Origin of the sequence: Nocardia nova (assembly GCF_002933465.1) — a bacterium.
Taxonomy (GTDB): Bacteria; Actinomycetota; Actinomycetes; order Mycobacteriales; family Mycobacteriaceae; genus Nocardia; species Nocardia nova_B.
The window spans coordinates 1-25,699 of sequence record NZ_PSZE01000049.1; the positions used below are offsets into that span (position 1 = coordinate 1).

At 69.0% G+C, this 25,699-nt stretch carries 9 protein-coding genes and 2 pseudogenes; 7 read left to right on the forward strand and 4 right to left on the reverse strand.

What is annotated here, in order from left to right:
* A pseudogene (locus tag C5E41_RS31795) lies at window positions 1-940 on the forward strand (IS3 family transposase); the annotation flags it as partial.
* Here C5E41_RS31795 and C5E41_RS34280 read toward each other — a convergent pair.
* Window positions 928-1,677: a hypothetical protein gene (locus tag C5E41_RS34280; RefSeq protein WP_181063518.1), complete on the reverse strand. Its 750-nt coding sequence runs from the start codon at window positions 1,675-1,677 to the stop codon at window positions 928-930. The pseudogene C5E41_RS31795 and the gene C5E41_RS34280 overlap by 13 nt on opposite strands.
* A 77-nt stretch (window positions 1,678-1,754) precedes the next feature.
* Between C5E41_RS34280 and C5E41_RS31805 the strand changes: the two genes are divergently transcribed.
* The 3 genes and pseudogenes from C5E41_RS31805 to C5E41_RS31810 all read left to right on the forward strand — a co-directional run.
* Entirely contained in the window at window positions 1,755-2,030 is a 276-nt protein-coding gene (locus C5E41_RS31805) for a hypothetical protein (protein ID WP_146097759.1), read from the forward strand.
* Window positions 2,031-2,120: 90 nt separating this feature from the next.
* On the forward strand, window positions 2,121-2,846 hold the full coding sequence (locus C5E41_RS33560; protein WP_146097760.1) for a hypothetical protein: 726 nt from the start codon (window positions 2,121-2,123) through the stop codon (window positions 2,844-2,846).
* Window positions 2,847-2,862: 16 nt separating this feature from the next.
* Window positions 2,863-3,534: pseudogene (locus C5E41_RS31810) on the forward strand (TauD/TfdA dioxygenase family protein); the annotation flags it as partial.
* 345 nt (window positions 3,535-3,879) lie between these two features.
* On the opposite strand, the gene C5E41_RS36340 reads toward C5E41_RS31810, so the two are convergent.
* The 3 genes from C5E41_RS36340 to ccrA all read right to left on the reverse strand — a co-directional run bounded on the left by C5E41_RS36340 (window position 3,880) and on the right by ccrA (window position 6,541).
* A complete protein-coding gene (locus C5E41_RS36340) occupies window positions 3,880-4,041 on the reverse strand; it encodes a GFA family protein (RefSeq protein ID WP_439956514.1) in 162 nt (53 codons plus the stop codon).
* 225 nt (window positions 4,042-4,266) lie between these two features.
* Window positions 4,267-4,968, reverse strand: a complete 702-nt coding sequence (locus C5E41_RS31825; RefSeq protein ID WP_104379389.1) for a hypothetical protein — start codon at window positions 4,966-4,968, stop codon at window positions 4,267-4,269.
* A 193-nt stretch (window positions 4,969-5,161) separates the two neighbouring features.
* Window positions 5,162-6,541, reverse strand: coding sequence for a crotonyl-CoA carboxylase/reductase (gene ccrA / locus C5E41_RS31830; RefSeq protein ID WP_104379390.1), 1,380 nt, complete (start codon window positions 6,539-6,541; stop codon window positions 5,162-5,164).
* Window positions 6,542-6,761: 220 nt separating this feature from the next.
* Here ccrA and C5E41_RS31835 point away from each other — a divergent pair, with 220 nt between their 5' ends.
* The 3 genes from C5E41_RS31835 to C5E41_RS31845 form a co-directional block, all read left to right on the forward strand.
* Window positions 6,762-15,116, forward strand: a complete 8,355-nt coding sequence (locus C5E41_RS31835) for a type I polyketide synthase (RefSeq protein ID WP_104379391.1) — start codon at window positions 6,762-6,764, stop codon at window positions 15,114-15,116.
* Window positions 15,113-20,011, forward strand: a complete 4,899-nt coding sequence (locus C5E41_RS35605) for a type I polyketide synthase (protein WP_104379392.1) — start codon at window positions 15,113-15,115, stop codon at window positions 20,009-20,011. Before C5E41_RS31835 ends, C5E41_RS35605 begins: the two co-directional genes overlap by 4 nt.
* Window positions 20,012-20,061: 50 nt before the next feature.
* Window positions 20,062-25,699 (forward strand): type I polyketide synthase (locus C5E41_RS31845; protein WP_146097761.1); only part of this gene is annotated, 5,638 nt, incomplete at its 3' end.

Genomic DNA, 25,699 nt, shown 5'->3' on the forward strand with positions numbered 1-25,699 from the left:
AGCAGGAGAACGAGGTACTGCGCCGGGCCGCGGCGTATCTGTCGCAGGCCAACCTCCCGGGAAAAGGATCTACCCGCTCGTGAAAGAGCTTGCCGTGCATGGGATTCCCGTCGCGGTGACGTGCCGGGTATTGAAGCTTGCTCGCCAGCCCTATTACCGGTGGCTGGCCGAACCGGTCACAGACGCCGAGCTCACCGAGGCGTATCGGGCGAACGCGTTGTTCGACGCGCACCGCGACGACCCCGAGTTCGGGTACCGGTACCTGGCCGAGGAGGCCGAAACTGCCGGTGAGGTGATGGCGGCGCGGACCGCGTGGCGGATCTGCTCATCGAACCGGTGGTGGAGCGTGTTCGGCAAAACCCGCCGCGGAAAGGCCGGCCGCCCGGGACCGCCGGTGCACGATGATCTCGTCCAACGGGATTTCACGGCAGAGTCACCGAATTGCTTGTGGCTCACCGACATAACCGAGCATCGCACCGCTGAGGGCAAACTCTACATGTGTGCGATCAAGGACGTGTACTCGAACCGAATCGTGGGCTATTCCATCGACTCGCGGATGAAATCCAGGCTGGCAGTGCGCGCTCTGAACAATGCCGTGGCCCGTCGCGGTGATGTGGCCGGGTGTATCGTGCACAGCGACCGAGGCAGTCAATTTCGTAGCCGGAAGTTCGTGCGCGCCTTGACAAGACATGGCCTGGTCGGATCGATGGGGCGGGTCGCCTCGGCTGGGGACAACGCCGCTATGGAGAGCTTCTTCGCGCTGCTGCAAAAGAACGTTCTCGATCGCCGCTGCTGGCGTAGTCGCGACGAACTCCGGATAGCGATTGTGACGTGGGTCGAACGGACCTACCACCGCCGCCGGCGCCAAACCGGCCTCGGCCGCTTGACCCCGATCGAATACGAGACAATCATGACCCCACCGGCCAGTCAGGCCGCGTAACCGAAACTGTCACCCCATCGTGCAGCAGTCCCTTCGGCGGCCAATGTGTGTTGCATGGCCGCGAAAGGATCACCCAAGTCATCGGTGATGTGGGCGAGGATTGTTATTGCGACGCCACCCAGCACCAGCAGATCCCGTGTTTGCTGCGGTCGTGGCCTGTCTCCGAGTAGCCGCCATGCCAGGTTGCGTTGGTCGGCGAGTTCCGCGAGCAACGGCCGTAGGGGCTTGTAGACGTAAGTAGTGGCGATACGGGCAAGGTCGAAATACAGGCTGTCGATTGAGAACTGGTCGGCTGATGTGTCCGTAGCCCACCGCGCGAAATCGACGGAGCTCTGCGCGGTGTCCTGCAATCCGTCGTCTCGAAGGTTCGCGCTCGCCCTCTCCGTTGTTTGAACCTCTGGGGCAACAGAACTCACCACGGCAACGGACATCGGCGCGGGGTCATCTGTGCCTGCTTCCCGTTGGCCGTGGCCATGTCGCAGCCGCCACGCTGCTTCGCCCTCAGCGAGGATCTGGGTGAACCGTTCCCGGTCTTCGGGTGTGGCGCGCTGCCGGTGGGCGGTGTCGAGGATGGCTTGGGTTCGGGTGCGGGGTGTGACGGCGCTGAGGCCGGCGCGCCAGTTGGCGACAGTGGTGAGTTCAACGCCCAACATCTGCGCGAAGTCTCGTACCGAATATCGCATGGCCTCCTGCAGCGCTGCTGCTTCGAATCCTGTCCATGCCCGCCCTCTGACCATATTCCCCACCTATTCGGCGATTTCTGTGTTTCTGAACAGCGTGAATACGAACGATACGCCGACAATACGCGAACGCAATGCGGTTACGCACGAAACCGCCTGCGCGGCAAGCTGAATGCGTCATCGGCAGCGTGCCAGGGCGATGGCTCGATGTCACGGAAGAAATGTGGATGGGAGACGAAATGTACGGGGTGATGAATCACGATCGTGTTCCGGTAATGACGGTCGGTTACGCGCACACCATTATGCAAGTTCACATCGACTGTGCGTTGTCCGTCTGCCCAATCAAGCGGCAGGCGAAGCAACGGCTGATCGAAGCCAAACATCTCGTGCCGGACAGCAATCGGACATGACGGCGATGTGGTGGGCACTGGCCGCCGCTATCGGCATCCCTGTAGTGGTGGGCGTATTGGCGGTCGTCTGGCCTGAACGGGTTGCACGGGGTGAATCCGTCTACGACAATAATCCGTCAAGCGGTCGAGAAAAGTCGCGAGCCCATCACTCGCGATAAAGACGAGCGTGAGCGGTTCCTGAGAGCACTGCGCGAGCAAGCGCGACAGATCGAGCAAGGGCGTGAACTAGAACTTGCCCATATCCAGCAGATGAACGACGCCATGAGACAGTGGCGCTCTCACGAACGCCAGCTCGAAGGCAGGGCGATCGAAGGACTATCCCTGGACCCCGCTCAATCCAGCCTTGTCGCGCAACAACTAGAGAAAGAGAGAGATCGCGACTACGGCCGCGCACCGGAAATCCTCGAACGTGAATTGATTATGCGAGAGCATAACAGCCTGGTTGGCGGTGGAAATTCGCGTAGCAAAGATGAGCGTAACCGTATATTGGAACTTTCGCGCGACCATGTCCGCGAGATGAACATCGATATCTATCGAATAGCCCGAACCGCGGAAGACCGGGCCTATGACCGCGAAAGAGGAATTGTCATACTATACTCCCAAGGCAGGGATCCGGTGGAGGTCCGGTATGATTCTTTGGAGCTGCGTTATGCTGAAGCGGCCAGGGCAATGGAGCGCGGCCTTCCGCGTGAGCAAGCAGAAACCATGTTCCTCGTGCGAGCCAGTAACGCCAGGGATCCGCACGAAGCGGTACGTCACCGTCCCCTAGAGCCGCCCACACCCACTTCGCCGTCGTTTCCCACCTGCCGGTCCTGATCGGGCTGGAGCCCGCGAGCGGCGCTACGGCTCGGCCCGGCCGGACTCTCAGGAGCGGCAATACAGTTACTACAGCGGCTGGCATACCGACGTGACGGCCTCGGTGAACCCGCCGGCCATCTCCATTCTCCGCTCGGAAGTGGTTCCCGAATTCGGCGGCGACACCACCTGGACGAATCTCGTTGCGGCATACGAGGGTCTGTCCGAGCCGCTGCGCGCGTTCGCCGACGGACTCACCGCGGTGCACCGGTTCTCGGCGGGCCGAAAGTTCGACGACAACGAGGCCTACGCGCGGCGGATCAACGACAATCTGCTGATCTCGGAACACCCGGTGGTGCGGGTGCATCCCGAAACCGGTGAGCGGGCCCTGTTCGTCAACCCCGGCTTCACCGATCACATCGTCGGGGTGTCTCCCGTCGAGAGCGCCAAGATCCTCGACCTGTTCTTCGGCCATCTCAGCAGCCCCCGGTACACCGTCCGGTTCCGCTGGGACGCCAACAGCGTCGCCGTCTGGGACAACCGCTCGACCGCCCACCTCGGCCCGCAGGACCTCGGCCACCTCGACGTGACCCGGACCCTGCACCGGGTGACGGTGGTCGGCGACCGTCCGGTGGGCCCGGACGGCTTCGTCTCGCAGATCATCGCGGGCGAGGAATTCACGACCGAGGCCAACGTCAAGGTCTCCTGAGGAATCGGCGGCCCACCCCGGCCGGTGGGCCGCCGCGGCCCCGGACCCCGATGGATGTTTCGTGCGCCGTGGGCGGGTAGCCACCCCTTGACACCGACCGACACCCACCGAGTCGGATTCCGTCGCACGAGGAACCTTTACACGGTCCGCTCGGTCATCGACGAAGCCAACGAATTCTGCGCACTGCAATTCCGAACCGACTATGCCGCCTTCGCCGACGCGGAGGAGAAGCAGACTCCCCTTCCACTCCACCGACTGCCGCCCGCAATCTCGCCATCACGGTGAGCCGGCTCGCCGCCCGGACCGGTCCACGCGAACCCTCCCTCCGGGAAAAGACCCACGACATTACCGGGCGCCCAAGAGCCGCTGACAGTGCTCGCACGAGCACAGGTGAGGGAAGTCCGGCTCGCCGGTCGCAGAGAACCGGATAGTGCCGCAGTGGCATCCGCCGTTACCATCGCTCCTTCTCAGGTCGGACGCATGCCGTTTCAGAGGACCGTACGACAAAGGTCCGGCAGAATACGCGGGCGCGGAGTTGGTCTGCCTGTTCGGCGGTGAGTGCGAGTTTGCGGCCGGTGTGGCCGCCGCGGGTCTTCGCTGCGGCGATCGTCGCGCATCTGTTGCCGTGACTCATTCATGCACTGCCCGAATCGCTTCGAGGGTCTCGAGTGGTCACGTGTGGGTGAGGCCGCCCCCGATCCGCCAGGCTGATCGGGGACGGGATCCTGCACCTCAGTGCGCCGGGAACGGCGAATCGATGGTGGTGAAGTACTGGGCCGCGGCCAGGATGGCGACCGGGGCGGTGACCAGCAGTTGCCCCGCCAGGGTGCCGAGCGCGCCGACCGCGATGATTCCGCCCAGGCAGCCGATGACCGCTGCGGGGACGAGCGGCCCGAACAGGCCGACAATCGTGGCCGAGGCGACGGTGGCGCCTGCGATGCCACCGAGCAGGCATCCCACCGCTCCGCCGCTGATGCCTCCCACCAGGGTGCCGATGGTGGCGCCCGCGCCGATGGTGCTGGTGAGCCGGGTCCAGGCGGCCTGTTCGCGATCGTAAGGGGTCTTCCAGGGCGCCTGATCCTCGTACGGCAACGCGACGGGGCGATACCGGGCGTGGGCCAGATCGAATTGCGGTGTCAGCGTCGCGCTCTGAGCGTCGATATCGGCCCGGATCGGGAAGACGAAATCGTCAACCCGGAAGGACAATTCGGTGCCGCCCAGTACCTTGCCCGCATCGGATCGCACCTGGAATACGCCGTTGTCGTCGACGAGCGAGCCGGAATCGGTCTCGATGGTGACCGACGTGGCGGTCGTGGTCGCTCGGTAACCGACGTTGTGGTCCTCGTCCGCGGGGCCGGCGTACGCGCTGCCCGAACCGACGGTCAGTGCGGCGATGGACAATGCCGCACCGGCCATCATTGCTTTTGTATTCATTGTTTCTCCTCATCGTGCAATGTGCATTTACCACGATCGGCCACTGCGATTGAGGATGCGATATCAAGAATCGTCCGGATTAAAATATCCCGGCCGTCGTAAATGTGTCACGTATACCGTGCGTGGTGAAGACGCGACAAATTCCCGTCGCGCGTGCGACGGGAATTCGGCTGCCGGATATCGGGTGCTGCGGTTACTGATGAACCACCACGCGCTCGGTGGGCTGTTTCAGCGTCAGTGCTGGTAGGAGGCGTAGTGGCGACAGGAATTCCTCGCCCAGCCGCTCCCGCTTCTCGGGATCGGTGACACCGAGACCCGCATGCGGTGCGAGTCCCAATACGCCGACTTTGCCGACATGGACGTTTTTCTGGACGGAACGCACGGCTTCGGCCACATCGGCCAGCGGATGGACCGCGGACAATGGTGGAGCCAGTCTGCCCAGATCGAACAGCCGGATCATTTCCGCGGCTTCTTTCAAATTCATCGCATGACTGCCGATGACGCGCTTCAAATTCATCCAGAGATAGCGATTGTCGTATTCGTGCCGATATCCGCTCGATGATCCGCAGGTGATGACCGTTCCGCCGCGGCGCACCACGATCACCGACATGCCGAAGGTGTCGCGGCCGGTGTAGTCGAAGGCGACATGTGGATCCTCGCCGACAGCGGACCGGATGGCACGGCCGAGCCGTTTGGCGGCCGCGATCGTCGCCTCCGGGCCGCGATCGCCGCTGTCGAGCCCCAGTTCGGTCCGATTGACGACGACCTCGCAACCGAGGGCCCGCACCAGTCGTGCCTTCTCGTCGGAGGACACCACGCCGACCGGTATGCCGCCGGCGTTGCGCACCAATTGCGTCGCGAACGCGCCGAGCCCGCCGGCCGCGCCCCAGATCAGCACGATGTCACCCTGTTTGATCCGTGCGCCGTGCTCACCGACGAGCATCCGATAGGCGGTCCCGCCGCACAGGTTGATGCAGGCCGCCTCCTCCCAGGTCAGATGCGCCGGCTTGGGCAGCAGTTGACTGGCTCGCACGATGCAATAGTGGGCCAGCCCACCGAAATTGGTCTCGTAACCCCACGCGGTCATGGCCGGGTCGAGCATGGCGTCGTCGTGCGCGCCGGCGTTCTGATCGTCGACGACGACGGGGGAGACCGTCACATGGTCGCCGACCTTCCAATTGCGCACTCCGGCGCCCGTGCGGACCACGACCCCCGCCGCGTCCGAGCCGATGACCTGGTAGTCCTGCCGGTGCCGCGCGGCGTACCCGCCGGGCCGTGCGTAGCGGTCGAGCATGTCGAACGTGGAGACCGGTTCGAAGATCGATGACCAGACGGTATTGAAATTGATCGAACTGGCCATCACCGCCACCAGTGCCTCGTCGGGCGCCAGTTCCGGCATGGGCACGTCACCGAGATGGATCGACCGGCGCGGATCCTTATCGGTCTCGCCGTCGAATATGCCGACATCTTCGCGGCGCAGATGTGCGGCCGGATAATGCGCGGGAACGTCGTGCGAGAGCAGCACGTCGGCCGGTGCGCCGTCGACCACCGCCGCGGCGAGTCGATCCGTCATGATCGTGGTCCTTTCTCACTACGCGGTTCCTCGCGCGGGGTAATCCTCTGGGCTGCAATGGCGTTCAGCCACCCGGCCGAAAACGCGGAATCGATCCTCAACCGAACGCTATGGTGGGTGGGCACAGCTGACATCCCCTAACGGCCCCCTAAACCGGGTACGGTCGCGGCGCCGTGGGTAGGGGTGTCCGGGACCGGCGTTTGCGGCGACGCTGATCGGTATGACAGCCGAACATCGCACCCACGAGCCGTCATCCGCGGGGGCCGGCGACCGCCCGGACCCGTCGCGGGCGGTCGCGATCGTCGGTATGGCGGTCCGGCTTCCCGGTGCGGACGATCTCGCGCAGTTCTGGGAACTGCTCACCCGGGGCGGCGATGCCGTGACCGTGAGCGACCGGCAGCAACGGCCCGGGGGATATCTGCGCGATGTGACCGGGATGGATACCGGCTTCTTCGCTGTCTCCGCGGTGGAGGCCGCCGCGATGGATCCGCAGCAGCGGTTGCTGCTCGAGCTGGCCTGGCACGCGGTGGAAGACGCCCGGACCTCCCCGCACGATCTGCGCGGCGAACCCGTCGGTGTGTACATCGGTGCGATGCACGGCGATTACGAGATCCTGTCGCATGCTGCGGGCGCATCGTCGCGGCATACCCTGACCGGTCTCAATCGCGGCATGCTCGCCAACCGGATCTCCCATGTTCTCGGATTGCGCGGGCCGAGTCTGACTGTCGACGCCGGCCAAGCGTCATCGCTGCTGGCGGTACATCTGGCCGTGCAGAGCATCCGCCGGGGGGAATGCGATGCGGCCTTGGCCGGTGGAGTCAATCTCGCGCTGAGCGAGAGCGAGACGCGAATCGCCGAGCGGTTCGGCGCGCTGTCCCCGGAGCACGCCTGCTACGTCTTCGATGAACGTGCCGACGGCTATGTCCGGGGCGAGGGCGGGGCGCTGATCGCGTTGAAGCCGCTCACTGCGGCGCTGGCCGCGGGAGATCGGATCTACGCGGTGATCCACGGGTCGGCGGTCAACCACGACGGTGCTTCCTCGGCCGGCCTCACCGTGCCGAGTGCGGACGCTCAGGCCGAGGTGCTGCGCGCGGCCCTCGCCGATGCCGGAGTGGAGCCGCGCCGGGTCGGCTACGTCGAATTGCACGGAACGGGAACGCCGGTCGGCGATCCGATCGAGGCCGCCGCGCTCGGACGCGTGTACGGCACCGCGCCGGGACGCTTGGATGCCCTGCGGGTCGGATCGGTCAAGACGAACATCGGCCATCTGGAAGGCGCCGCCGGAATCGCCGGACTGGTGAAAGCGGCATTGGCGGTGCACCGCGCCGAAATTCCGGCGACCCGGAACCACGAACGGCCCAACCCGCGAATACCGTTGACCGAACTCGGGTTACAGGTGGTCACCCGGCACACGTCGTGGTCCGGCGGCGAGTCGACCGTCGCGGCGGTGAGCTCCTTCGGGATGGGTGGCGCCAACTGCCATGTCGTGTTGTCCGCGGCCGAGCCGGTGCCGCCGGCGGATACGCCGTCGCCGTCGCGGGGCGCGCACCCGACGCCGTTCGTCATCAGCGCCGCGAGCCCGGGCGCGTTGCGGGCCCGAGCCGAACGCCTGAGCGAATTCATCACGGGCGGAACCGATCTCGATGCGCTGGCTTACTCGCTGCATGTGACCAGAGCGCGTCACGACCATCGGGCCGTGGTCCTCGCGCGCGACCACGAAGAGCTCGCCGGCGGACTGGCTGCGGTCGTGGCGGGTTCCGCTGTGCCACAGGTGGTGTCGGGACGCCGCACGCGCACCGATCGAGGCGTGGCCGGTCGGCTGGCCTTCGTATTTCCCGGCCAGGGCGCGCAGAAACCGGCGATGGCCCGGGCCTTGTACCGGACGCTCCCCGCCTTCGCCGAGCAGCTGGACGCGATGATCGCGCATTTCACCCCGTACTTGGACGTCGATCTGCGGCAGCTGCTGATCGAGGAGGACGCGTCCGGTGCGGGGCTGCTCGGCCGTACTCGCTACACGCAGCCCGCCCTCTTCGCGGTGGAGTACGCGCTGTATCGCGTGGTGCGGGAGCTGGGGATCGAGGCCGACTACCTGATCGGCCATTCCATCGGAGAGCTGGTCGCGGCCACCGCCTCCGGCGCCTTCGCGCCGGAGGACGCGGCGCGGCTGGTGGCCGAGCGCGGACGAGTGATGCAGGCCGCGCCCGCCGGCGGGGCCATGATCGCGATCGCGGCCTCCGAGCGGGAGATTCGCGCCTATCGCGACAGGGCCGCGGCCGAGTTCGATATCGCCGCGGTGAACCACCGGCAGGCGACTGTCGTATCGGGTGATGCGGCGGCAGTGTCCGCGGCCGGCGCGGAATTCGCCGCCCGCGGATACCGCACCACCCGCCTGTCCGTGAGCCATGCCTTCCACTCCGCCCATATGGATCCGGTGCTCGCCGAATTCCGAGATGTGGTGGCCGGTACCGCCGTCGCGCGCCTCACCACCCCGGTGGCGTCGAATGCGACCGGGCAGCTGCTGACCGACGCGCAGCTCGCCGAACCCGACTACCTCACCGCGCAGCTGCGCGGCACGGTGCGCTTCGGCGACGGTGTCGAAACGTTGCTGGATCACGGCGTCACCACCTTTCTCGAACTCGGGCCGGGCGCGGGACTGTCGAGCATGATCCGCTCGGCGCCGGGCATCGATGCCGGTGGCCGCACGGTCGCGGCCATCCCGGCGCTGCGCGACGGCACCGTCGACGCCGACGGCCTGCTGCGGGTCCTCGCCGAACTCGAATGCGCGGGCGTCGCGGTGCGGTGGGAGCGGCTGGTGTCCTCGCGTCGGCGCATCGATCTGCCCACCTACCCTTTTCAGCGCACACCGCATTGGCTGGGCGGGCGGCACCCGGGCGCGTCCGGTCCAGGGCAACAGGGTGCCGCGGATCCCGCGGCCATGCGGTTCGCTCGGGAGGCCGAGGCAACTCCCGGCACACCGCCCGATCCCCGCGTGGCCGACCGGCCTACCCATGCGGCGACAGCGGTGGTGACAGCCCTGAACCGGACATTGGGATCCAGCGCGATCGGGGACGACGAATTGCGCAGCGCATTCACCACTTTGGGAATGGACTCCTTGGGCTCGGTGCAGTTTCGCGACGCCGTCTCCGAACTGACCGGGCTGAGCCTGCCCGCGTCCCTGGTGTACGACCATCCCACCCCGCGTGCGGTCATCGACCACATCGGCGAACTACTCGGCGCACGGCCGTCGGGTGCGCATCGGCCCACGAATACCGCTGATGCTCGGACGATTCGATCCGATGACGACGATGTGGTCATCGTCGCCGCGGCCGGCCGCTGGCCGGGCGGGCTGGACACACCGGAGGAGTTCTGGGACGCGTTACTGCGCGGCCGCGAGTTCACCGGCGCCTTCCCGGCCGATCGCGGCTGGGATGTCGAGGTGCCGGTGTCGGGGCCGGCCCGCAGCGGCGGCTTCCTGTACGACGCAGCACATTTCGATGCCGCCTTCTTCGGGATCGGCCCGCGTGAGGCCGAGGCGATGGACCCGCAGCAGCGGCTGTTGCTGGAATCCACCTGGACCTGCCTGCAACGCGCCGGCGTCGCACCCAGCTCCCTGCGTGGTAGTGCCACCGGGGTGTACATCGGTGCGGTGCAACAGGAATACGGCCCCAGGATGCACGAGGCCGCGCCCGGGACGGCCGGCTATCTGCTGACCGGGACGACCAACAGCGTGATATCCGGGCGCCTGGCCTACCACTTCGGTTTCGCCGGTCCGGCCGTCACCGTCGACACCGCCTGCTCGTCGTCCCTGGTCGCTCTGCACCTGGCCGTTCGCGGGCTGCGCTCGGGCGACTGCGATCTCGCGGTGGTGGGCGGTGTATGCGTCATGGCCACGCCCGGCATGTTCACCGAATTCGCCAGACAGGGCGGCCTCGCCGCGGACGGTCACTGCAAACCCTTCTCCGATTCCGCCGACGGCACGGTATGGGCCGAGGCGGTCGCCACGCTCCTGGTCCAGCGGCGCGCGGACGCGGTCCGGGCCGGGCACCGGATTCTCGCCGTCGTGCGCGGCACCGCGATCAATTCCGACGGTGCGAGCAACGGCCTGACGGCTCCGAACGGACTCGCGCAGCAGCGCGTCATCACCGCGGCCCTGGCGGATGCGCGGCTCTCGCCCGCCGATATCGATGTGGTCGAAGCGCACGGGACCGGGACCGCGCTCGGCGATCCGATCGAGGCGCGGGCACTCGGCGCGGTGTACGGCAGTGCGCGCGGCACGGACCGGCCGGTGCTGATCGGATCGGTGAAATCCAATATCGGCCATACCCAAGCGGCCGCGGGCGTCACCGGCGTCATCAAGCTGATCGGGGCGCTCGGCGCGGCGACCGTGCCGCCGACGGTCAATGTCGCCACTCCGAGCAGGCTGATCGACTGGTCCACGGCCAATCTGCGGGTGCCGGCCGCCGAACCGGTGCCGTGGCCCGATACCGGGCGCCCCCGCACGGCGGCGATCTCCTCGTTCGGGATCAGCGGCACCAATGCGCACGTGATCCTGCAGGAGCCGGAATCGCCGGCATCGCAGCATGTTCCGGAGTTCGCGGCCCCGGTGGTGTTCTCGGCACGCTCCGCCGCATCCCTGCGCGCCCATGCGGCCGCGCTGGCCGAAACGATCGATCCCGGCGCCGTGGCAGCGGCCGCGGGCGAATCGCACCGAGTGGACGAGGGTTTCGCTCATCGTGCGGTGGTCCGGCCGTCGGCGGATATCGGCGCGGCGCTGACGGCCATCGCCACCGGCACGCCGCATCCCGATGCCGTGGTGGCCGGACCGCCGGACGAGACGGGCCCGCGCGCGTACGTGTTCTCCGGTCAGGGCAGCCAGCGCATCGGGATGGGTGCCCGGCTCGCCGCGGCCGTCCCCGGCTTCGCCGCCGAGCTGAGCGCGGTGATCGCGCACCTGGACCCGCATCTGCCGGTGCCGCTGGCGACGGTACTCGCCGATGAGTCCGGGCTCGTGCACCGCACCCGATACACCCAGCCGGCGCTCTTCGCGATCGAGGTCGCACTCTACCGTTGGCTCGAAACAATCGGCCCGAGACCGGATTTCGTGGCCGGACATTCGGTCGGTGAGCTGGCTGCCGCGCATGTCGCCGGTGTGCTGAGCCTCGACGACGCCTGCCGATTGGTCACCGCGCGCGGCAGGCTGATGGACGAGATCGGGGCGGACGGGGCCATGGCCGCGCTGGAGGCCGGCGAGGCCGAGGTGGCCGCAGCGTTGCGCGCGTATCCCGGGGTGGATGTCGCCGCCGTGAACGGGCCCCGCGCCACCGTGATCTCCGGTGACCGCGAGGCGGTCGAAGATCTGGCCGAGGCGTTTCGTGCCGAGGGCCGGAAAGTGCGGCAGCTCGAAGTCTCCCATGCCTTCCACTCCGGGCATATGGACGCGATGGTGGACGAGTTCCGGCGGATCGCCGAGACCGTGGGCGCCGCGACGCCGCAGATTCCGCTGGTGTCGGGGCTCACGGGCGAGACGATCTCCTCGACCGCCGAACTGAACGCGGACCATTGGGTGCGGCACGCCCGGGATGCGGTCCGCTTCGCGGCTGTGGTGCGCACCCTGTACGACGCGGGCGTGCGGACCTTCCTCGAGGTGGGGCCGGACGCGGTGCTGCTGCCGATGATCACCGAATCGGTTCCGGGGCCGGTTGGCGTCGTGCCGACCCTCACCCGCAGATCCGACGAAACCCACTCTGTCGCCCGCGCTGTGGAGGCGCTGTATCTGGACGGCGCCGACGTGCGGTGGCCGGAACTCCTGGGCACCAGGCCGGTCGATACGGTCCCGTTGCCCGGGTACGCCTTCACTCGAACCCGCTTCTGGAGCACACCGGAGGGGGCGGATCATCGCCATCCCTTCCTGGGGGCAGTGGCGCGCGCCGCCGACGGCGCGACCCTGCTGACCGGAACGATCTCGCTGGACTCGTCGCCGTGGCTGGCCGATCACACGATCGGCGGCGCGGTGCTGTTCCCCGGTACCGGATTCCTCGATCTGGCGCTCTACGCCGCGGCGCAGGCCGGACAGGATCGGATCGCAGAGCTCGATCTGACGGCGCCGATGATTCTCGCCGATTCCGATCGCATCGTGGAGGTCACGGTGGGCGCCGGCGGCCATGGCGATGCGCGGGAGGTGACCATTCGTTCCCGTATTCCGGGTGAGCAGTGGGTGACCCATGCGAGCGGGCTGCTCGGCGACGACGCCGGGCCGGACCCGGTGGCCGGGGAGCTGGCGGTGTCGCATCCAGACCCGGAGGACCTCTACCGGCAGCTCGCCGCCGACGGCTACCGATACGGTCCCGCCTTCCGCAATCTGCGCCGATTCGATGATGCGGCAACCGATTCCGGGCGGATACAGGTGCGCCTGGAACTGGATCGATCCACACCGGCGGCCGCGGCGCATCGGGTGCATCCGGCACTGCTGGATGCCGCATTGCATCCGCTGGTGATGGCCCTTCCGGAATCCGGCTCGGGGCCGGTGCTGCCCGCGCAGTTCCGGGGGGTGCGGGTCAGCGCGCCGCCCACCGGGCCGGTACTGGCCGAAGCGACGCGCACCGGACCCTACCGGGCGGCATTGCGAGTGGACGCCGCCGACGGCCGCACCCTGGTCGAGATCGATGCGGTCACCTTCCTGCCGGCCACCCTTCCCGCCGATCCCGGCGACGGGCTGCCGGGCCGGTTGGTCCGGCAGCCGGCCGGGCCGGTTGCCGAGGCGCCGGACGGCGATGTGGTGGTCGTGGGTGGTACGGATGCCGACTTCGCGACCACGGCGGAGCTGCGGGCGGCCGTGCGGGACGGTCGCGACGTCCCCGATGTGGTGGTCGCGCTGACGGCCCGCGGCGGCTCGGACGATGTCGTCGCCGACACGTATCAGGCTGTCGCCGAGACGGTTTCGGCATTGCGCGAGTGGGTCGACGACGACACGTTCGCCGAAACTCAGCTTGCGATCGTCGTCGAGGACGCGGGCGCCGGTGCGCACGGCTCCGTATCGGGGCACGCGGTCGCCGGGTTCGTGCGCACCGTGCAACACGAGTGGCCGGGCCGGTTCCGGCTCGTGCAGACCGACGCGGTCACCGACGCCCGCCGGATCGCCGCCGCCGTCGAGGCCACCTCCGGACCCGAGATCGTGGTGCGGGACAACCATATTCAGCAGACGACGGTCGAGCCCGTGCCGGCTCCGGACGAGGGCCGGCGCGCCGCCGCGCTGTCCGGGACTGTCCTGGTCACCGGCGCGTCGGGCGCGCTGGCGCGGGTCGTGTGCCGGCATCTGGTCACCGCGCACGGGGTGAAACATCTGCTGCTGGTGAGTCGCGGCGGTGCCGGGGCGGAGCAGGTGACGCGGCTGCGGGAACTGGGTGCGCAGGTGCGAACGGTGGCCTGCGATATCGCCGAGGCCGAACAGGTCCGCGATCTGATCGACGGTATCGATCCCGATGCGCCAGTGTCCGCGGTCTTCCACCTCGCCGGAGTGCTCGACGACGCGGCCCTGGTCAATATCGCACCCGAGCAGATCGCGACGGTGCTGCGGCCGAAGGTGGACGGTGCGTGGAATCTGCATCGGTACACCGAGCAGTTGCCGGATCTCGGTGCGTTCGTGCTCTTTTCCTCGATGGTCGCGACCACCGGCAATCCGGGACAGAGCGTGTACGGCGCCGCCAATGCCTTCCTGGACGGGCTGGCCCGCGCCCGCCACCGCGCGGGCCTGCCCGCCACGGCCATCGGCTGGGGCTTCTGGGAGGACGTCGACGGTATGGGAGCAACACTCACCGGTGCCGAACTCGCGCGGCTGCGCCGTTCCGGCGTCGGTTCCCTGTCCGCCGAACAGGCAGTGCGCTATCTGGACGCGGCACTCGCCTCGGGAGAGCCGCACGTGCTGGCCACACCGGCCTGGCCGTCCGCCATCCGGGTGCGCTCGGCGCGCTCGCCCGTCGCGGCGCCCGCCGCCGGCCCCCGGTCCGCACCGCGGGCGGCTGCGCCGGCGCACACGGAAAATCGCTGGGCCGCCATGTCTCCCGGCGAACGCGGACAGGCCGTGATCGCACTGGTCCGGGACGCGGTGGCGCAGTCGCTTGGCTACTCCTCCGGCAGCGAGATCGAGGCACGGCGCGGATTCCTGGATATGGGGGTGGATTCGCTGGCGGCGGTGGAGTTGCGCAATCAGCTGTCTCGGGCGTGCGGGGTTCGCCTGTCGGCGACCGCGCTGATCGACTATCCCACCGTCGACCGGCTCGGTGAGCATGTCATCGCACTGCTCACCGAACAACTCGACGGCACCGCAACATCCGGCCACGGCGAATCCGACGGCGTCGATATCGCGGCCCTGATCGCGGATCTGACACGCGTGCAGCGCGATCCGGCGCTACTCGAGCCCCGGCAGCGCGAACTCCTGCTGGCCCAGCTGCGCCGGCTGAGCGCGCCCACGGACCCCGATCCGGATGCGGACGACCGCGACCCGGAGGCGGCGACCGACGACGAACTCTTCGATCTGATCGACAACGAGCTCGGACTGAGCAGAGATGAGGCACTGTGACGACGGTATCGGGCGAGAATCCGACGGTATCGGGTGAGGACAGGCTGCGGGCCTACCTGAAACGGGTCACCGCCGAATTGCAGCAGACGCGACGGCAATTGGCGCAGGCGACCGCCAGCACCGAGGAACCCATCGCCATCGTGAGCATGGCCTGCCGGTATCCGGGCGGGGTGCGCAGTCCCGAACAGCTGTGGGATCTGGTGGCCACCGGAACCGATGCGGTCGGCGCGTTCCCCGCCAATCGCGGGTGGCCCGACGGCCTGTACGACCCCGACCCGGACGCGCCGGGCCGTTCCCTGACCGATCAGGGCGGATTCCTCTACGACGCCGACCGATTCGATGCCGGATTCTTCAATATCGGCAATCGGGAGGCCGTCGCGACCGATCCGCAACAGCGGCTCATGCTCGAATTGAGCTGGGAGCTGCTGGAGCGGGCCAATATCGTGCCGGAGAGCCTGCGCGGCAGCGAAACCGGGGTGTTCACCGGAGTCATGTACTACGACTACGGTACGCAGTTGCCCACCGGATCGCCGCAGGACGGCTATGTGGTGATCGGCAGCGCGGCGAGCGTCGTCTCCGGCCGCATCGCCTATCACCTCGGATTGACCGGGCCCGCTGTCACTGTCGACACGGCCTGCTCGTCGTCGCTGGTGGCCATCGCGCAGGCGTGCGCGGCGCTGCGGCGCGGCGATGCCCGGCTGGCCCTGGCCGGAGGTGTGACGGTGATGTCCACCCCGACCACCTTCATCGACTTCAGCCGCCAGCGGGCGCTGTCGCCGGACGGCCGGTGCCGATCGTTCTCCGCCGCGGCCGATGGCACCGGCTGGGCGGAAGGGGCGGGCCTGCTGCTGCTGGAACGTGAATCCGACGCCCGCCGCAACGGGCACCGCATTCACGCGCTCATCCGTTCTTGCGCGGTCAACCAGGACGGCGCCAGCAGTCAGCTCACCGCACCGAACGGTCCGGCGCAGGAGCGCGTCATCGGCGCGGCGCTCGCGCAAGCGGGGCTGTCGCCCGCCGACATCGATGTGATCGAGGCGCACGGCACCGGGACGGTGCTGGGGGATCCGATCGAAATCGGCGCGCTCGCACGGGCATACGGGCCGGGCCGGCGCCGGGACGATCCGATCCACGTGGGGTCGCTGAAATCGAATACCGGGCACAGCCAGGCTGCCGCCGGCGTCGGCGCGGTCATCAAGATGACGATGGCGATGGCGCACGAACGCCTGCCGAAATCCCTGTACGCGGACGACCCCACCCCGCATATCGATTGGGACGAGATTCCGCTGCGGCTGCTCGCCGAGGAACGGGCGTGGCCGCGCCACGACCGCCCGCGCCGGGCGGGTATTTCGTCGTTCGGTATCAGTGGTACCAATGCCCATTTGATTCTGGAGCAGGCCGATGTTCCCGAGGTGGCCGCAGGGCCCGAGGCGGAGAAGGCTCGGACCGGATCGGGGCCGTACGTGTGGGTGCTCTCGGCACGCAGTGACAGCGCGCTCGTCGCTCAGGCCGAGCAGCTCTCGCATCGACTGCGCTCGGAACCCATGCCCGCACCGGCCGCGCTCGCCCGGACACTGGCCCTGGGCCGGACCGCCTTCGAACATCGGGCCGCGATCGTGGGCGATACGGTCGCCGATCTGCTGTCGGGGCTGGGCACGCTCGGCACGCAAACCCGAGGCGCGCGAACCTACACCGGGCGGGCGGGGCAGGGCACGGTCACCTTCCTGTTCAGCGGTCAGGGCAGCCAGTATCCGGGAATGGGACGCGAACTGCGCGAACGCTTTCCGGTATTCCGGGAGGTCTTCGACCGGATCTGCGGAACCTTCGACGAACTGCTGGCGGGCACCGCGAGCTATTCGCTGCGCGAGGTGATCGCGGGCGAGGCCACCGCCGACGACGGCCGGCCGTTGCTCGATCGCACGCTCTACACCCAGACCGGCCTGTTCGCCGTCGAGGTCGCACTGGCCACGCTGTTGCGGTCGTGGGATATCGTCCCCACCCGGGTCATCGGCCATTCCATCGGGGAGATCGCCGCCGCGCAGGTCGCGGGGGTGTTGTCGCTCGACGATGCCTGCCGCCTGGTGGCGGTGCGGGCGCGGCTGATGCAGGAGATCGCTACCGCCGGCGCGATGATCGCGATCGAGGCCACCGTCGACGAGGTGCGAGCCGAGATTCGGCGGACCGGCGCATCGGTCGACATCGCCGCGGTGAACGCGCCGCGGTCGGTGGTGATCTCCGGTGCGCCCGAGCCGACCGATGGGCTGGCCGAACAGTTCCGGCAGCGCAGGCGCCGGACCAAGCGGCTCAACACCTCGCGCGCGTTCCATTCCGCTCAGATGGACGGCCTGCTCGCCGAGTTCGAGGCTGCCGCGGCCCAGCTGACCTACCGGCCCGCGGCCGCGCCGATCATCACCACCGGCGCCGCCGATAGCGGCGCGGTACTCGACGTCGGCTACTGGACCCGGCAGATCCGCGAACCGGTCCTGTTCGCACCCGCTGTCGAATCCGCTCGTCTCGCAGGGGAGGATGCCTTCCTGGAGATCGGTCCGGGCGGGGTGCTGGCCGCCCTCGCAGCGGAGACGATCGCCCGGTCCGGGTCCACCGACATCGCGCGAGCAGAGCCCGTGGTGATCCCGGGCCTGCGTCCGGACACCCCCGCCGACGAATCGGTGCTGGTGGCCGTCGCGCAACTGCATGTGGCGGGCGTGACACCGAATTGGGAACGGCTGCAGCCGGAATCGCCGATGCTGACGCTGCCCACCTACGCCTTCGACCGCGAACGGCACTGGCCCGCCCCGCAGGCCGATTCCGGAACCGGGGCCGACAGCGAGTTCTGGAACGCCGTGGCCGGGCAGGACTCGGCCGCACTGCGCCGCCTGCTCGGCTACACCGGTCCCGACGAGCATGTCGAGACCCTGGTGGAACCGCTGGCCGACTATCACCGACGCCACGCTCGCGCCCAGCAGCGCGACCGCTGGACCTACGCTGCCGAATTCGGTGATATCGGAGTACCTCCGGCCCCCGCCGATCCCGGTGACTGGCTGGTTGTCGCGCGCCCCGGCGATGATCTCGCGGCGCGAGTGTCCGAGGCGCTGCGCGCTCTCGGCGCGACCGTCACCCTTCTGCTCATCGATGCCGCCGAACTCGAACAGCCACAGGCATTCTCGGCCGCACTGCGATCCGCCGCACCGGCCGGAGCGCCCGCGGGGATCATCTCGGTGGTGGCGGTGGGACCGGCGGAAACAGACCCTGCCGAGGGGGTCGAGCGGAGCCTTGCACCGGCGGTCGCGCTTGCCCGGACCTGCGATGAGCTCGGATGGCAGACCCGGTTGTGGACGGTGACCTCCGGTGCGGTGGCCGCGGTCGAGGGCGATCCGGTGCCGAATCCGGCCGCGGCACTGGTCTGGGGGTTCGGTGCGATCGCCGCCGTCGAACTGCCGCATCTGCGCGGCGGCCTGCTCGATATCGACGATCCCGGCGATCGGTCCGCCCTGGATGCCGCGTGCGCCGCTGCGACCGACCGGCGCTCCGCCGAGACGGAGATCGCCGTCCGCTCGGGACGGGTATCGGCCCGCAGGCTGGTTCGGCACCGGACGCCCGCCGGGATCCAGCCGTGGGTGCCGCAGTCCGACAGCACCGTGCTGATCACTGGCGGCCTGGGCGCGCTGGGCCGGGCGCTGGCCCGCCGGTTGGTCGCCGACGGAGCCCGGCATCTACTGATCACCAGCCGCGCCGGCATCGACGCACCCGGTGCGAAGGAATTCGTCGCCGAACTCGCCGAGCAGGGGGCGCGGGTGCGGGTCGCCCGGTGCGATGTCGCCGACCCGGCACAAGTGCGTGCGGTCGTGAATTCGGTGGCGGTGACCACCCCGCTGTCCGCGATATTCCACACCGCGGCCGTGCTCGACGACGCCTCGATCGCCGCGCTGACAGCCGAACAGCTGCGAAACGCTCTCGCGGCCAAGGCGATCGGCGCGTACAACCTGCACGAGGCCACTCGTTCGCTCGAGTTGTCGGCCTTCGTCCTCTTCTCCTCGATCGCCGGGTTGTGCGGCGTCGCCGGACAGGCCAACTACGCCCCGGCCAACGCCTACCTGGACGCACTCGCGCGGCATCGACACGCGGCCGGTCTGCCCGCCACGGCCGTCTCGTGGGGGTTGTGGGCCGGCGACGGCATCATCGACTACGCCGGCGCGAGGCGGGCCGAATCCAACGGATTCCTGCCGATGGATCCCGGCCGCGCCCTGGACGTGCTGCCGTACGCGATCGCCGATCCGGCCGCGCATCTCGCGATCGCCGATATGGACTGGGATCGGCTGGCGGCCCAGCAGTACAACGCGATCACCGGCACGCTGGCCGGTGCCACCACACCCGCTGTGACCGCCGAGGGCGCACACGAAGCGCTGTGGCGGGAACTGCACGCGCTGTCCGCGGCGGAGCGCCATGCCCGGGTAGTCGCCTTGGTGCAGGAACATATCGCCGCCGTACAGGCCGTCGATGCACCTACCCGGATAGATCCCCGGCGCAGTTTCAGCGATCAGGGCTTCGATTCGATCACCGCCGTCGAACTGCGCAACCGGCTGCGCGCGCACACCGGACTGGCCCTGTCGCCCGCCGTACTGTTCGACTATCCGACACCGGCCGAACTGGCCGACCATGTGCTGGCGCTGCGGTACGCCGAGGCGGCCGAACCCGACATCGTCGAGCAGATAACGCGTTTGGGCGATGCACTGGCCACGGTGGACGGTGATCTGGCCGTACGGGCGCGTGCCGAGCTGACCGCCGTACTCGCCGCCCTCGGCTCGCCGGACGACCCCGAGCCATCCGAAGGCCTCGACGATGCCACCGATGCCGAACTCGCCGAGTTCATCGAGAAGAACCTCGGGATCACCTGATCGATCCGGGTTCGCCGACCACCGCCCGTTGTGACCAGTGAGGTAGATGGATGCAAGACGACCGGATTCGCGACCTGCTCAAGAAGGTTTCGCTCGAACTGCGGCAATCGCGGCAGGATCTGGCCACGGTGGAGCATCGGCGCCGGGAGCCGATCGCGATCGTCGGCATCGGCTGCCGATTTCCGGGAGGCGTCGATTCACCCGACAGCTTCTGGCAGCTCCTGGCCGGCGAACGTGACGCCATCGGCGAGTTCCCGGCCGACCGGGGCTGGGACCCGGCCACACTGTTCGACCCCGAGCAGGGACCCGGAACCTCGGCCACCCAGCGTGGCGGATTTCTCGATCGGATAGCGGATTTCGACGCCGGCCTGTTCGGGCTGTCCCCGCGCGAGGCGCTGGCCTCCGATCCGCAGCATCGGCTGCTGCTGGAGACGACCTGGCAGGCCCTCGAACACGCGGGCATCGATCCCACCGGGCTGCGTGGCAGCCGGACCGGTGTGTTCGTCGGCACGAACGGCAACGACTATCCCACCACGCTGAGCGGGTATCCGCCCGAACTGGAGGGCTACCTGAGCGTCGGAAACGCCGCCAGCGTGGCGTCGGGCCGCATCTCCTACACCTTCGGGTTGGAGGGCCCGGCGCTGACCGTCGACACCGCCTGCTCGTCCTCGCTGGTGGCCGCCCATCTCGCGGTGCGCTCGCTGCGCGACCGCGAATGCGACAGTGCCGTGATCGGCGGGGTGACCCTGATGAGCTCACCCACCCTGTTCGTGGAATTCTCCCGCCAGCACGGCTTGGCCCCGGACGGTCGCTGTAAAGCGTTCGGCGACGGCGCGAACGGTACCGGCTGGGCCGAGGGCGCGGGTGTTCTCGTCGCGGAGCGATTGTCGGACGCGCTCGCGAACGGCCGCCGCGTCCTGGCTGTGATCCGGGGGTCGGCGGTGAACCAGGACGGTGCTTCCAACGGACTGACCGCGCCCAACGGTCCCGCGCAGCAGCGGGTGATCGAGGATGCGCTGGCGGCCGCGGGGCTGCGACCCGGCGATGTCGATGCCGTGGAAGCGCACGGCACCGGAACGGTTCTCGGCGATCCGATCGAGGCTCACGCCCTGATGGCGACCTACGGCCAACGGCGCGTGGGCGACCCACTGTGGCTGGGTTCGGTGAAATCCAATATCGGTCATACCCAGGCCGCGGCCGGTCTCGCCGGACTGATCAAGATGGTGCTCGCACTGCGCCACGAGACGCTGCCGCGTACATTGCACGCCGACAACCCGTCCTCGAAGATCGACTGGGACGGCGGGCAGGTGCGCGTCCTCGACACCGCCCGGCCGTGGCCGCGGCACGAAAAGCCCAGGCGTGCGGGCATTTCCGCATTCGGTGTCAGTGGGACCAATGCGCATCTGATCGTGGAGGAGGCGCCCGCGGCCGAAACCGGCCCGGCGACGCCGGATACCGACGTGCCCGAGACCACGGCGTGGCTGCTGTCGGCGAACTCCGCGGCCGCGTTGGCCGGCCAGGCGCAGCGGCTGCTCACGGCGGTGGCGGCGCCCGACAAGCCGGCTGTCGCCGAGGTCACCGCGGTCCTGCGGCGGCGCGCGCTCCTGAATCGGCGGGCGGTCGTGGTCGGTTCGGACCGAACCGAACTACAACGCGCACTCGATGCGCTGGCGCGTGACGTCGCCGACGACAATCTGGTACGCGGTGCGGCCACCACCGGCCGCCGGGTGGTGTTCGTCTTTCCCGGACAGGGCTCTCAGTGGGCCGGTATGGCGGACTCGCTGGTGCGTACGAGCCCGGAATTCGCCGGCTATCTCGCCGAATGTGCCGACGCCCTCGCACCTTTCGTGGATTGGTCGCTGACCGACGTACTCGCCGGCACCCCGGGCGCACCGAGCCTCGACCGGGTCGATGTGGTGCAGCCCGCGCTGTGGGCGATGATGGTGTCGCTGGCCAAGCTGTGGATCCGTCTCGGCGTGCGACCCGATGCGGTGATCGGCCATTCCCAGGGGGAGATCGCCGCCGCGCACATCGCCGGGGTGCTGAGCCTGAGCGATGCGGCGCGGGCAGTTGCCTTGCGCAGCAAGGCCATCACCGAACTGTCCGGACTCGGCGCCATGCTCACCGTGGCATTGCCCGAGGATCGCGCCCGCGCCCGGCTGGCCCGGTGGGAGGGTGCGCTCGCCCTGGCCGCGATCAATGGCCCGGGCGCGGTGCTGATCTCGGGAGACAGTGCCGCTATCGACGAACTGGCCACCGAACTGGACAGCGACGATATCTGGAATCGACGGGTCAATGTCGACTATGCCTCGCATTCGCACCACGTCGATACCGTCGAGGCGGCGGTCCTCGACGGGCTCGCACCGATCAGCCCTGGACCCGCGACCGTTCCGCTCATCTCCACCGTCAGTGGTGAACCCATCGACACCACCGTGATGGACGCCCGGTACTGGTACGACAATCTGCGTTCGACGGTGCAGTTCGACCGGTCGCTCCGCCGTGCGCTGGCCGATGGTCACGACACCGTCGTGGAGGTCAGCGCGCATCCTGTGCTGCGCCACACCATCGACGCCATCGCCGAATCCGCGGAGGCCACCGAGGTGATCTCCACCGGAACGCTGCGCCGCGACCGCTCCGGTCGCCGGGAGTTGCTGCTCGCCGCCGCTCGCCTGCATGTGCACGGTATCGAGGTGGACTGGCAGGCACTGCTGCCGGCCGGCGGTGCGCGGTGGATCGAGCTGCCCACCTACGCCTTCGACCGGCAGCGGTTCTGGGGCGCGGACGACTGCACCACAGGTGTCGCGGATGCGCGCCGGCTCGGCGTACGTCCCGCCGGCCATCCGCTGCTGGCCGGTGCGGTGGAGATCTCCGCCGCCGATGCCACGCTGTTCGTCGGGCAGCTCACGCTCGCGGATCATCCCTGGCTGGCCGATCACGCGGTCGGGGAGACGGTGATCGTGCCCGGCGCCGCCTGTGTCGACATCGCGCTGTGGATCGGTGCCGAACTCGGCTGGCCGACGCTGGCGGAGCTGGTCAACGAACGCCCGATCGTGATCGGTGCATCCGGTCGCGTCCGGATTCAGGTCTATGTCGGCCCCGAGCGGGCAGGCGGGCGCGCGATCACGTTCTACCGCGCCGACGCCGACGACGAGTTCGGCACGGAGTGGGAGCAGTGCGCGACCGGTGTGCTCACCGCCGTCGATCGAACGACCGCTCCACGCGCCGAGAGCGGTCCCGCGGCCGGGACGGCCGACCCGGCGATCATCTACCGGGAACTGCGCGAGCTCGGGCTGAACTACGGGCCGGCCTTCCGCGGACTGCGGGAGGTATCCGCGGTGGGCGATCAGATCCGCGCCACCGCCGAACTTCCCGAAAAGGCGGGTGCCGCAACGGAATTCAGTATTCACCCGGCGCTTCTGGACGCGGCGCTGCACGCATTGCCCTACACCGATGGCGAACTGGCGCTTCCGTTCAGCTGGTCCGGTGTGCGGTTGTGGGCGCGTGATGCGCGGGAGTTGTCGGTGCGGGTGACCCGGCTCGGCCCGCACGAGTTCGGGGTGGTCGGTGTCGACGCGCGGGGTGAACCCGTGGTGAGTATCGAATCACTGACCCTGCGCCCGGCCGGAAACGAGCCGTCGAACGCGACGGCGGCGGCCGCGTACCGGGTCGGGTGGACGGAGTTGCCCGGCGCCGACGCCGCGGCGGGTTCGTCCGCCGCGCTCTGGACCACCGACCCGGACGGATATCGCTCGGGTGAGATCGCCGGTGCCGCAGAATTGACCGAATTGTCCGGCGCCGATTTCGTGTTACTGGATACGACGGAATTCGCTGCCGAGGGCGCGCCCGAGGATGTGGTCGCAGAGGTGCACACGGTCACCGAACGCACCCTGGAGCGGCTCCGGCACTGGCTCGCGGACGGCAACCCGCGGGCACGGCTGGTGGTGCTCACCCGGCGCGCGTACGCGGTGGCCGCCGGAGAGGTTCCCGACCTGCGGGCCGGTGCGTTACCCGGTCTCATCCGCTCGGCCCGTACCGAGAATCCCGGCCGCATCGTCCTGGTGGATCACGACGGGTCCGCCGGTCACGCGGCGCTGGCAACCGTTGCCGCGGCGGCGGTCGCCGCCGACGAACCCGAAGTGGCGGTCCGCTCCGGACGACCGGCACTGGTGCCGCGCCTCGAACCGGACCGGTCCACGGCGGAAGACGCTGCCGCTTCGCCTGATTCGGCACGCCCGGCCACTGCGGGCGAGGTAGCGGACCCGCCCGCGGAAACCGCCGTCGTGATCGGCGGACTCGGACTGCTCGGCCGGCTGACGGCACGCACGCTCGCCACGCAATCCGCCGTGTCCACGGTCGTTCTCGTGTCGCGGCGCGGACCGGCAGACGGCCACGCCGCCACGGCGCGCCGTGAACTCGAATCGGCCGGACTGGACGTCGAGATCGTCGCCTGCGATGCCACCGACCGGGCACAGCTGGCCGCCGTCTTCGACGCCGTCCCGGCGGAGCGGCCGGTGACCACTGTGGTGCACGCGGCGGGCATCCTGGCCGATCAGCCGGCGCACTCCCTCTCCGCGGCGGCCTTGCACCAGGTGCTGCGCGGCAAAGCCGATATCGCCTGGCATCTGCACGAGGTGACCGCCGGGCTGAACCTGCGCGCCTTCATCCTGTTCTCCTCGGCGGCAGGCACTTTCGGTATCGCCGGCCAATCGAACTACGCCGCGGCCAATACCTTCCTCGACGCGCTGGCTCAGTATCGTCGCGGGCAGGGACTGCCCGCGACCTCGCTGGCATGGGGTTTGTGGGAGACCGCGAGCGCGATGACCGGCCACCTCGGCGGGGCCGACCGCCGGCGGCTGGCCCGCCAGGGCGTGCGGCCGATAACGTCCGCCGACGGCGCCGCTCTGCTGGCGCACGGCCTGCGCGCGGGTGCGGTCGACATGGTGCCGGTCGACCTGGTGACGGGCCGGTGGCAGGACGGCATGTCGCCGATCCTGCGCGGGGTGCTGCGTTACCGGCCCCAGCTGCGCCGGGCCGCGACCGGAAGCGAGGTGCGCAGCAGTGGGCTGAGCGCACTGGCCGAACGAGATCGACTCGACGCGGTGCGCCAGATCGTCCGCGAACAGGCGGCGGCGGTGCTGGGCTACGACGGCGTCGACCCGATCACGGCGACCGCGACATTCAAAGAGCTGGGCATGGATTCGCTCACCGCGGTGGAATTGCGCAATCGGCTAGCCGGGGTGCTCGGGGTGCGCCTGGCCGCCACCGTGGTGTTCGACCACCCGACACCCGCTGCGCTGGCCGCCCGGATCAGCGCGGTGCTGGCCGGGTCCGAGCCGGCGACGGCACCGGCCACCGCGCCGGTCGCGGCGGTACACGAACCGATTGCGGTGGTGGGGATGGGCTGTCGGTATCCCGGCGGAGTGCGCTCGGCGGACGAGCTGTGGGATCTGGTCGCGGCCGGGATCGACGCGATCGGGCCGTGGCCTGCCGACCGCGGCTGGGAGGTGGACGATGCCCGCGCCGGTGCGGCCGTGCGGTCGGGTGGGTTCGTCTCCGATATCGCGGATTTCGATGCGGGGTTGTTCGGTATGTCGCCGCGGGAGGCGTTGGCGACCGATCCGCAGCAGCGGCAGCTGCTGGAGGTGTCGTGGGAGGCGCTGGAGAACGCGGGTATCGATCCGTTGTCGT